Origin of the sequence: Bradyrhizobium sp. Arg237L (genome assembly GCF_029990105.1) — a bacterium.
In the GTDB taxonomy this organism is placed as follows: domain Bacteria; phylum Pseudomonadota; class Alphaproteobacteria; order Rhizobiales; family Xanthobacteraceae; genus Bradyrhizobium.
This window is the reverse complement of record NZ_JAQMIL010000004.1, coordinates 131522-142962: the sequence shown is the minus strand read 5'-3', so window position 1 is coordinate 142962 and position 11441 is coordinate 131522. Positions and strand designations below refer to the sequence as shown.

Below are 11441 nucleotides of genomic sequence, written 5' to 3'. Positions count from 1 at the left end.
TTACTGAGGCGCGCCTCCGAGCACGGAGCGCGTGAGAGCCGGCCCTCCGACCGGCTGGGGCGCACGTCCTGCAGTGCCCTGGGTATTGAAGCCGCGGTAGCGCTCGATCGGTATGGCGGCGCGCTCGCCATCGCTGGCGGCAACGGCGGGATTGCCGAACAGGTCGTGCCCATCATTGACCATCAGCGCCAGATTGGCTCGGTTCGAACAGCCGAGCGTCTGATCGAAATCATTGTCGTTGCCTGACGGTCCGACAATCGAGAGCGAGGGGCAGACCGGAGGGACCGCACTGGCATAGTCGGCCAGCACGCGCACCGTGTATCGCCCGCGGTCATCGGCCGGCTCGGCGACTTCGACGATGCTCCAGGGCTGCACTCCGACCGAGGTGGCGGAAGCTGCCACCGCGCGGCGCGCATATGGACTGAGGCCGATCACTTTCAGATGCAGGGCATCGATCCGGCCGTGGCCGGCAACGCGGAGAAAGTCGACGAGGCGGTTGCGTTCGGACGAAGCGAGCCTGCCCGCCGACCCGCCGTGCAGGACCAGCACATTCACCTCCGGCTGCACCATGATCGCCTGCGCAGTCGGTTCGACGAAGACCGGCGCCGAGTAGCAGCCGGACAGTACGAAGCCTGCAATCACAAGCGGAACAAGGCGAGAAGACATAACGATCATGACGAACAGCCCCATTATTCGATCAGGAAACCAGCTTCGCCGGTCAGGCCCGGCACGCTGGTCGCGGGTGCGACGCGTCCCCTGGGCGGCTTGGTCAACGTGTTGAGCAGGATCCGCCCCGCGTCGCTTGGCGGGCCGACCCGATCGGTCGGCGCCTGCATCGCGGTCGCCGCGAGAGACGGTCGCACCAGATAGGGCGTGACGATGATGACGAGCTCGGTCTCTTCCTTCTGGAATTGGCTCGAGCGGAACAGCGCTCCGACGATCGGCACATCGCCAAGCCAGGGGAAGGTCTGGATGTTGGTGTTGAAATTGCGCCGGATCAGGCCGCCGATGGCGAAGCTCTGACCGCTCGCGAGTTCGACCACCGTTTCGGCACGGCGCGTCGACAGTGCGGGAACCGAAAAGTTATTGATGACGATGGCCCCCTGCGAGGACAGCTCGCTGACCTCCGGCTTGACGCGGATGTTAATCAAATTGCCCGACAGCACCGTCGGCACGAATTCCAGGCTTGCGCCGAATTTGCGGAATTCGACCGAGATCTGGTTGAGGCCCTGGGAGACGGGAATCGGAAACTCGCCGCCCGCGAGGAAACTCGCGGGCTCGCCGGAGACGGTCGTCAGATTCGGCTCGGCAAGGATGGTGACTAGCTTCTCCTGGGCCAGCGCATCGAGCACCGCGCCGATTCCGACATCGTTGGTCACATAGCCGATACCGAATTGCCCACCTCCCGACGGAGGGCTCGGGTTCACTAGGCCGAAGGTGAAGTTGCCGGCCCTAACAAAGGCATTGAGATTGATGCCGAGCGCCTTCATCGCACTGCGCGAGACTTCCGCCACGCGCACATTGAGATTGACCTGCGTCGCGCCGGCCACCTTGAGGCGGTTGCTGACGATCGCGCCGTTGCCGAGAAACTGCAGCGCGACTGACTTGGCACTCTCCGCCACCGCGGCATTCGGCACGACCCCGCTCAGCACGGCGCCGCTTGGCGTATAGCTGACGGAGATCGGATAATCACCGACCTCGCCGCGCAACAAGGCACGTAAATCCTCGATCGGCTGGGTCACGACGACCTGGAATTCGGCAAGCGCCTCGCCGCGGGAATCCAGCGCAAACAGGCTGGTCCTGCCAGCCTTCTTGCCGAATACGAAAATGGTTTCGTTCGAAGGCGTCTGGATATCCGCAATCGTCGGATCGGCGACGAACATGTTGGTAGCCGGGCCCGGCAGATGGATGGTCTCCCCGCGCGAGATGGTGATGTCTAGTCGTCCCGACATTTTGCCTGGCGCATTGCTTGGAACATTTGCCGGCGCGCGCGGACGTGCCGTCGCGACCGCACCGGCCTGTTGCGCCGGCAGCCCCCGCCCGCTCTGAACTGTCTGCGCATCGAGCGGCCCCGTCGATGCAAGTACTACGAAAACACTGAGAATGGCCGCAGCAGCTTGACGCGCTCCACTCGCGATCAAAGGTTCTTCTCCTCCCACCGATCGCCTGGCGGCGATCGGCCATCCCCAACCGACGACCCGCCTTCGCCTAGCCGGCGCCGGTATCGAGCAGACCGCGCGACGTCTCGCGGCGGGCAACCAGCCCGCCGCTCGCTGCATTCTCGCTTGCCTCGCGAACCACCGATTCCAAGAGGTAGCCGACGCCTCGGACAGTGCGGACGCGGACGTTCGCACCCGCCTCCGAGAGGTGCGCACGCAAACGGTAGACGCCCACCTCGATAGCATTGGAGGAGACTTCGTCATTGAAGCTGTAGAGGCTTTCCTCGAGCGCGCCCCGCGTGACCACTCGTTCGAAGCGCCTGATCAACACCTCCAAGAGGCAGAGATCGCGACGCGGAATGCGGACCTCGCAGCCGTCGACCCACACTTGGCGGCTCACGGTGTCGAACTCGATATTGCCGGCGCGAAGACTCGCATCCTGTATTGACGGCGGCCTGCGCAGGATCGCGCGGATCCGGGCGATCAGTTCCTCGACGCTGAACGGCTTTGCGACGTAATCATCTGCCCCCGCATTCAAGCCTTCGATACGATCATTCACGCCCGCCACTGCCGTCATGATGATTGCGGGGCACGAAAAGCCGGAGCGACGGCGCGCTCTCAACCAGCTCAGTCCATCTCCATCCGGAAGTTTGCGGTCGAGCAGCACGATGTCGTAGGGCGCGCAGCCAGTTGCGGCTGTCGCCTCTTCGAGCGATCCTGCAACATCCACCACAAATCCATCACTGATCAGGGCCTCCTCCATCATTGATGCAAGTACTTTCATATCTTCAATGAGCAAAATGCGCATAGGGCTCCATCCTCTTAATATAATGGCGCCTGCCTTCCTGTTGGTTATCCGTTGTATCGACAGACGTTAGGGACGGTTAAGTCGGAAATCACGCGAAAGTTTTCTTACAGCAAAAATTCTCAAGCGAGCGCTTTCCTTACATATTCCTTGCTTCTGTCACACGTCATTCACGGCGATCGCGATCATCACTTAGAGCTACTCTTTCATCGCGTCGCTATATCCGTAGCGCATCAACGCCGAAAACCCATGTTTTGCATGATCTATTTTCATAAGCGTGCTGCGCGGCGCTCTGACGTGGAAACAAGATTCGATTCTCGCGCAGGGCTCACGCGCTTGAGTGTTCCGCTTGCGTCGTTCGCGCAACATCAGCTTCTGCAGCAAAGCAGGCATGCACGCGTGTCTGTTCATTCGCAGACTGTTCGCAGTCCTGGAACTGCCTTCCATATACCACGATACCACGCGCTTTCATGACACGCGCATTCGATCCGAACTGCAATCAAGGATGTCATTGATGATCTCAGCTCGCTTACAACTGGCTGCTCTTATGCTCGTCAGCGTGCACTTCGCATCGTGCGAGGCCACCGCAGGTGAACCATGGTCGGATGCTGAGTCTGGATTACACATCAAGCCACCGCCGGGCTACGCGGTGCAGCCAATGAGCTTGGCCACACCTTTCACGGTGCGCGTCGCAGTCAGGGAACCTGGCGATCGCGACACCGGATGTCAGGTGGCGTTCGAGCCGCTGCCGCAGAATGCGCGTCTCAGCCAAGCGGAGATCAATCGGATCGCGAGCGAACCTGATTGGCGCGAACGCGCGCGCTGGTCGATCGCAACCTTCTCCGACGTCAGTGAAGAGCAGCCTTATCTTCAATCCGGCATCGTCGGTGTGTCGCTGATCGCAGAGATGAAGCCGACATTCGCCGCTCCGGACCGCGCCAAGGCCTTGCGCAATTTCATGGCCATTCTCGAGACACCAAAGGGCCGTACGACCGTCGTCTGCACCGCCGAGAAGGAGCAGTTCGAAAACCGACGCGCCGCCTTCCTGGACGTGGTGCACGGAGTACAGCCGCCGAGGCTCTAAACTTCATCGTCAGGTTTCAATCAGCTTGCACTTCTAGTTTTTGCCTGAAGGTGCGGACCATTCGGGCTGGGCAGGATAACGCGCCTCGGACCTGGCGTCCGTGTGATGTGCCGCGCCGACCATGAGAGAGGAACAGTCATGGCCGTTGCCGCCGTCGCAGATGCCGCGTCCCGCAAAAACCGCATTCAACCGACCGATACGCCGGTCGCTCAACCGAAAACGCTCGAGAAGAAGGATTTCGATGCGTCTCTAGCAGCGGCCAAGACCGAGCACGACAAGCAACCCAACTCCGGCGCGCCGACATCGGATCCGAAAGCAACGGACAACGTTCCTCGCACAACTGTCGACCACAAAGTCGAGCAGGATGAATCGCTGGCGCGGATTGCGAAATATTACAGGACATCTTACAGGGACGTCCTCAACGCCAACAAAGACCTCAAGAACCCGAACCTCGTACATCCCGGCGACCATGTCACGGTACCGAATGCCGATCAGCGTGTCGTCACCGCGAAGCAGCAGGTCGATGCCGCTCATCGCGCCGAAGATTCTGTCGCATCGCTGGAGCGCCTCGCCCACGATCCGAAGGGCACTCACCAGTCACGCTCGGTAGCGGCTTCGCAGCTCTCCGGCGCGCGTGCCGAGGTGGATCGCCGCTGGAACGACGTACAGAAGACCATCGAGACCGATCTACGCAATGCGGGGAAGAGCTCGTTCTTCCCGGACGACGGCGCCAACCAGGCGCTTTCTGAAATACGCAGCCGCGTGCCGAAGGATCAGGCCTATCAGGGCGCCGTCGACCGTGCACGGTCCACCGTCAAAGCCGAATGGGACAAGGATGGCGTCAGCCTGTCCCACTTCCAGGGCCTGGTGGACAAGGCCAACAAGGCGACCGGTTCAGAGGCCGACGCGGCCTGGAAGGATGTGCGCGGCGCGATCGAGAATCGCCTGCGCGATCTCGGCAACGGCCAGGCGTATCCCGAGGAACGCGTGAAGCCGCAGCTCGACGAGATCAAGCAGCACTTCGCCAAGGATCCGAAGGTCGCCTCGGAAGTGGATGACGCATATAAGACGGTGACCGGCGAGTGGCACGATCAGGGATGGACCCGCGACACGCTCGGCGGCGTCGTCAACAAATATGACGACGTCCGCAAAGCGCAGTCCGCGGTCGACGACGCGAAGAAGACCGGCGCCGCCAATCTTCCACAACTGCAGCAGAACCTGACAAACACGCAGAACGCGGTACGCCAGGAGATCGAACGTCAGCTCGACGATGTCGCCGGCAAGGTTCCGAAAGAAAAGCGCGAGCTCGCAATCGCCGCGCGCGCAGCGCTGATCCAGAACAACGGACCGCAGGAAGCGAGCTTCTCGTCGCTGGTCGATCAGGCCGCCTACAACAAGACCGTGAAGCCGGGCGTCGATGCCGTTCAGGCCGCCTACCAAAAGGGTGGCGCGAAAGCCGCGGCGGATGCGCTGAATGCGCAGACGGCTGCCGGCTCGCCGGAGACGGCCAAGCAGATCGTGGCGGCCAGCATGCCGACCATCGACGCGATTGCGTCCGACCTCGACAAGAGCATGCGCAACGGCGACGGGCCGATCTCGTACAAGGACTACAATTCGGTCTACGGCAATCTCGCGGCGGCCACCGACATGGCGGCCCGGGGAACCGACGGGCAAAAGGTCGTCGATGACGTCGCGGCCGCGATGATCAAGCACTTGCCGAGCGAGAAATTCCAGCCGCACTTCAAGGACAGCCCCTCCTATCCGCTGCAGCCCTATCAGCAGGCGGTGATGAAGAGCGTGCTCGACGGCAAAGGCGCGTCGCTCCAGCTCGCCTCCGCAACCCAGCTCAAGGCGTCGGGCCGGACATCGGAAGCCGATAGCCTGGTCAGCGCAATCTCCGTCGGCGTCCAGGGACTGCAAGGCCGTGTGGAGAACGACGTCAAGACATTCAGCGAGGCATCCAGCGACATCACCCGCCTCCGGGCCGACTGGTCGGGAATCATGTCGAAGGAGAAACTCGATTCTGCGACCATCGACTATCTCAACCGCAATCCCGACATCCTGCCGAAATTCGATCAGAGCTACAATGCGCTCGATGGCGACGGCTACGCCATCGTGCGCACCAACCTTGCGATCAACGCCGCGCTTCCGCAACTTCAGGGATTGAAGCAGACCGACGAACTCGGCAAGGCCAAGAAGGAACTGGGCGAAAGCAAGGAGGGGCAATTCGCCGCCGGGATCAGCGACAAGGCAAGCGACGAGGTGCTGCGGCAGGTGCTCGCCAATGAAGTAGCGAGCGGCCCCCACGCCAATCCGAACTCCTCGATCGGCGGTTCGCGCAACTTCGTCAAGGAGCTCGGCAATGCTGCGATGCAGAGCCAGCCTTCGTCGCTCGGCGCGCTCGGCGCCAGCAATACTGAAACGCCGCGTCAGGTCGTCGACCTCTTCACCCGTCAGACCGTCACGGTCGATCCGAAGAAGGTGTCGATGTTCGGCGGCGCCATGAACGGCCTTGGCGCAGCCTTCAGCGGTTACCAGACCTACCTGTCCTACGAGAAGCTCGCCAAGGGCGGCACCACGATGTTGGACAAAACGAAAGCGGTCTACTACGCCGTCGGCACGCTGAAGGAGACAGCCGAGGGACTGTCCGTGATGGCGCAGCGCGGCTGGCTCGGACTGGACCGCATTCCCAACGCGCAGCAATTGTCCGGCACGCTGCTCGAAAAGGCCAATCGCACCGGCCTGTCGACCGAGCCGGGGTGGGTCAAGTTCAGCACGTACTTCAAGGTCGGCGGCGGCCTGATCGACACGGCCTATGCCGTCGACGCGGCCTCCAAAGGCGACATGCCGGCGGCGCTGCTCTACGGCACCAGCGCAGGCGGCGGCTTTCTTGCGGCGGCCGGATCGGTCGCGGCAAGCGAGAGCTGGCTCGCTACGTTCGGCGCCCCGGTCGGCGCGGGAGTCGTGCTGGCTTCCGCCGTCGGCCTCTATCTCTACAACGACGCCAAGGACAAGGCGCGTTTCGAAAAGCCGAGCCGCGAATTCCTCGAAGCGGCTGGCTACAAGCCGGAGATTGCAAAGCAGCTCGCCGACTATGACAACAACGACGGCAACGGCTCCGGTCCGGCGCTCGCCGCCGCGGCCCGCCAGTTTGGCATCAGCGGCGATGAGCTGATGCAGCGCCTCAACAAGCAGGATCCGGACAAGATCCACGACCTCATCAAGGCGGCCTGGACGGTCGAGCCCGACAAGAACGGCAACTATCCGCTCACCGCATCCAACGATCGAAACGTCTGGGCACCGGGCAGCAAAGACCCGCAATTTGGCGGACACTATCTCTACGATCCGCAGGATACACGCTACCGCGGCGGCTTTGGCGTCAATAGCGGCGGCGTCTATCGGAACGAGGATCCGAACGTTCACAGCCTGACAGCCCTGCGCGACTATGCACGCGCGCTGTTCGACCAGCCGGTGCTCGGCTAACACAGCCTCAGCGCCTTCCGTCTGATCGTCGCGTAAGCCCTGATCTGATCCGGAAAGGACAGATCGGGGTTTTCTTTGATCGCGCAGCAAGGCCAATTGACTAATCGAGCGCCGGTCATGTGCCTGGTCCGCTCAGCGCGACAGCTTCACTCCGTGAACCACTGCGTCGAATTCGTCGCGCTTGCCGGGGAAATCGGCCACCGCGGCGCGGCACGTCACGTTCGTGTAGCCGTTACCCAGTTTCAGCACGACAATGCGCATCCGTGTCGATCGGTCGATCCTGGATCCGGCGGCATCCGCGCCCTGGCGCGGCCATCCTTCGACCTCCAATGCTTCAATCCCGTCCCGGGAATAGGGCCGGCTCGACCGCACCGCGACCTCCGACATGATCTGCAGCAGCGCCTTGTCGCGCCAGGTGGTCGTTCCCTCCCGCGACCGCGCTGAGAGCGCGCGTCCCAGCGCTGCGCTCGTCTCGTCGATCGGCGGCAAGAGTTGCGCCTCGACCGTGCAGCCGGTCGACGGCGGATCGAGCGGCTTTCTGAGCGAGAAGCGCGCGCCGGCGTGGATCACGATCGACGGCGTCTCGCGCTCGACAACATAGCCATGCGGCGGCGTCACTGTGAGCCCTGTCGCTTCGTCCCTAACCATCTCAGCGCTGTAAGCCGGGATTGCCACGAGCATCAAGGCGACGATCGTCACGGTCATGAGCATCGGCATTGGTTTCATCATTCGCCGCATTCCTCAAAGCACGAGAAAGCGGGCGCATGGCGCCCGCTTTCGAGGTTCTGTGAGACCAAGTTCGGGTTCGGTCTCAGGCCGCGGCCTGCTCGGCGGCGTCGATTGTCGCCTGAGTCATGGCACGGCCAGAGCGATCGACCCAATCCTGACCCCGTTCGTAGATCGTCTGCGCGCCGTCCTGAGCCAACTGATCGAGCGTCACGCCGGCGTTGGATTGCGTCACCTTCAGGTTATTGGCGCCGTCCTTGTCCTCACCGAGACCTTCGACGGTGATGGCGTTGCTGCCGTTGGTGATCGTGAGCTTGGACGACAAAGTCTCGCCGTTCCCGTAGGGAACCGTGCTGACGGTGATCTTGGTGCCGTCCTCGAGTTGGAAGGTCATGTCCTTCTTGAAGTCGAAGTCGTTCTTGCCGTCATTGTCATCATCGACATGGGGATCGCCGCTGATCTTGGTGGTATGGCCGGTCTGGTTGTTGCGGACGGTCCAGCTCGCATCCTTCTCGTCAAGCGTGATCGTGTATTTGTCGCCGAGACGGATCGTGGCCTGGCCGTTCTGCTGTTCGTGCGACCAGGCATCGGCAGTCACGGGAGCCGGCGGCAGGATGTAGGTCGGGATGTTGAACGACGTGCCGGGATTCTGATTGGCGGGCGCGGCGCCGCTCGGCTCTCCGGCCTCGCCGGCGTTGATCAGCCCCTGGCTGACCTTTTCTCCGGAGGCGTTGACCCAATCCTGGCCCCGCTCGTAGATGGTCTGTGCGCCATCCGCGGTGAGCTGATCGAGCGTCGCACCGGCGTTGGACTGCGTCACCTTCAGATTGTTGGCGCCGTCCTTGTCGTCGCCAAGGCCTTCGACTGTGATGGCGTTGTTGCCGTTGGTGATCGTCAGCTTCGACGACAGGGTCTGGCCGTTGCCGAACGGCACAGTGTTGACGGTGATCTTGGTGCCATCCTCGAGCTGGAAGGTCATGTCCTTCTTGAAGTCGAAATCGTTCTTGCCGTCGTTGTCGTCATCGACGTGAGGGTCGCCATGGACCCTGGTGACATGGCCGGTCTCGTTGTTGCGAACGGTCCAGCTTGCGTCCTTCTCGTCGAGGGTGATCGTGTACTTGTCGCCGAGACGGATTGTGGCCTTTCCGTCACCGGTCTCGTGCGTCCACACCGGATCCGCCGATTGCGCCGGGCTCTGGTTGACCGAAGCCGGCAAGATTGAAGGAGGATTGCTCCAGCTCGGCGCGGGCGGATAGGATTGCGACAATCCCTGAAGCTGCGACATCTGGCTCGCGATGCCGTCGAGCGACTGACGCTGGATCGGCTCAGGCAACTGCGACTGGTCGATGAGATTGGCGAGCGAGGCGAACCCCTGCATCACCTCGGGCAACCCGGCACCCTGCGACGGATACGCAAGGCCAGCCGAAAGGTTCGCCGAAAGCACAGGGGCCTGATTGGCCTGGTAAAGCTGCGCCGGAACCGCCGAGGAAGAGCTGCCCTGCCCGCTCGCTGCGGCAAAACCCTGAGCATAGGCATTGATCAGCGCGCATTTTTCCGCTGATGTCGGCGCCGCGTGCACCTCGCTCGCAAAGGAACCGCCGCCGGCGATCTGGCCGAACAGCGTATTGAACATAGCACCATCGACTGCGCCTTGCGGCGACAGGCCATTCAGCGACAAATTAAACCCGCCTACCAGGGAAAGAGACGTCATTTCCATTCACTCCTGTTGTCTCGAAGACGGCGAGACCGGCCAGGCCAGCCCGCATGATCAACGCGAGCCCTGGCACGCTGCTCGCCGCGCCGAAGCCCTTCAAAACCAACTTGCTCACCGGCCCTGGCGAGCGCTCGCTCTTTGTCGAGAGGACGACAACAGGCCTCGATGGCGAAGCAATTCCATCGTTGCTCGTCCACGGTCCGACAGCTCGCATGCTGCCGCTATCGAATGCGTAGAAAACCTATCGAGGGTAGCTTTCGAAAAGCTGACGGCGCGACCAGATCGCCGTGTCGCCGCGGCGCGCGTTTCTTAAAGGACTAAAGGCCAATCCCTCGCGCGAGGCTACCTACTCACTTTCACATCAGCCTAGGGCGCCCGTCTCGGCGGCCCGACCGACGCACGAGGAATGAATTCGCTTGGCACCAGCACCTGATGGGCCTCCTGCACGTCGCGGTTCCGGATTCGATCGAGAAGCATGCCGGCGGCAATCCGGCCGATTTCTCCTTGATCCCATCCGATGACGGCAATCGGCGGAGTGACAAGCTCCGCGAGTTCGGAATGGCCGGACGCGATTACCGAGACATCCTCAGGAATCCGCAAGCCCCTTCCCCGCACCGCGCGCAGGACGCCCGACAGCATGTCGATGCCGCCGGAGATCACCGCGGTCGGCGGATTGCGCTGGCCGAGCAGCGCCGAAGTGATACGGAATCCTGCACCGGGTAAGAAACTGCCTGCCTGGATCAGAGACGGATCGGGCTGCAGGCCACGCGCCGCATAGGCCTCCTGATACCCGCGGATGCGTTCACTGGCCGGATATAGCCCGCGCTCACCTGTGATCAACGCCACACGGCGATGGCCAAGATCGAGCAAATGACCGACAGCGGCACGCATGCCGCCTGCGTGATCCGCCATGACCGCGTCGGCCCACGGCGGTTGAGCGCGATCGATCAGCACGATTGGGATGTCGAGCTCGCGCAGGAATGCTTCGAACTCGCCTTCGATCGGCGTGTAAGGGCCCATCATGACGCCGTCGGCCTGTCGGCTTGACAGGCGGCTGAGCAGTTCGCGCTCGCGCTCCTCCCGGCCCTCCGAGTTGGAGATGACCAACGAGAATCCCTCATCGTCGAGCACGTCGTGCGCCGCCTTCACGAAGCCGGCGAGCTGCGGGATATTGATCTCACGCAGGATGCAGCCGATCGTGTGCGTCGAGCGGATCCGCATGCTGCGCGCAACCGCGTTCGGCGCATAGCCGAGTTCGTCGATCGCGCGCTGGACCTTTCGGCGGACATCGGGACGAACCGTGGCATTGGCATTCAGGACGCGCGAAACGGTGCCTGTCGAAACGCCGGCCGCGGTCGCCACGTCGCGGATCGTCAGCTTGCTTCCACGGCCCGCTATCTGCCGATTTGTCATCGTCTCCACCTGAGGTCCGAATTCACTTTAGCGCATGCGGCGCTGAAGTGAATTCCG

At 62.5% G+C, this 11441-nt stretch carries 8 protein-coding genes; 2 read left to right on the top strand and 6 right to left on the bottom strand.

Annotation, left to right across the window (positions count from 1 at the left end; translation table 11 throughout):
* From OZ411_RS03735 to OZ411_RS03725, 3 genes are all read right to left on the bottom strand, one after another.
* Positions 1–675: a CpaD family pilus assembly lipoprotein gene (locus OZ411_RS03735; protein WP_282526864.1), complete on the bottom strand. Its 675-nt coding sequence runs from the start codon at positions 673–675 to the stop codon at positions 1–3.
* A gap of 14 nt (positions 676–689) precedes the next feature.
* Positions 690–2033 carry a type II and III secretion system protein family protein gene (locus OZ411_RS03730; protein ID WP_282526916.1) on the bottom strand — a complete coding sequence of 448 codons (1344 nt, stop codon included), beginning with the start codon at positions 2031–2033 and terminating at the stop codon, positions 690–692.
* A gap of 175 nt (positions 2034–2208) precedes the next feature.
* Positions 2209–2967 carry a response regulator transcription factor gene (locus tag OZ411_RS03725; RefSeq protein WP_282526863.1) on the bottom strand — a complete coding sequence of 253 codons (759 nt, stop codon included), beginning with the start codon at positions 2965–2967 and terminating at the stop codon, positions 2209–2211.
* Positions 2968–3313: 346 nt separating this feature from the next.
* On the opposite strand from OZ411_RS03725, the gene OZ411_RS03720 reads away from it, so the two are divergent.
* Positions 3314–4048, top strand: coding sequence for a hypothetical protein (locus tag OZ411_RS03720; RefSeq protein ID WP_282526862.1), 735 nt, complete (start codon positions 3314–3316; stop codon positions 4046–4048).
* A gap of 138 nt (positions 4049–4186) precedes the next feature.
* Positions 4187–7531 (top strand): LysM domain-containing protein, encoded by a 3345-nt coding sequence (locus tag OZ411_RS03715; protein ID WP_282526861.1) that lies wholly within the window; start codon positions 4187–4189, stop codon positions 7529–7531.
* Between the two features lie 132 nt (positions 7532–7663).
* On the opposite strand, the gene OZ411_RS03710 is transcribed toward OZ411_RS03715, so the two are convergent.
* The 3 genes from OZ411_RS03710 to OZ411_RS03700 all read right to left on the bottom strand — a co-directional run bounded on the left by OZ411_RS03710 (position 7664) and on the right by OZ411_RS03700 (position 11384).
* Positions 7664–8260, bottom strand: coding sequence for a hypothetical protein (locus tag OZ411_RS03710; protein WP_282526860.1), 597 nt, complete (start codon positions 8258–8260; stop codon positions 7664–7666).
* Between the two features lie 82 nt (positions 8261–8342).
* Positions 8343–9968 carry a DUF1521 domain-containing protein gene (locus tag OZ411_RS03705; RefSeq protein WP_282526859.1) on the bottom strand — a complete coding sequence of 542 codons (1626 nt, stop codon included), beginning with the start codon at positions 9966–9968 and terminating at the stop codon, positions 8343–8345.
* Between the two features lie 369 nt (positions 9969–10337).
* A complete protein-coding gene (locus tag OZ411_RS03700) occupies positions 10338–11384 on the bottom strand; it encodes a LacI family DNA-binding transcriptional regulator (protein ID WP_282526858.1) in 1047 nt (348 codons plus the stop codon).
* Positions 11385–11441: the final 57 nt, after the last annotated feature.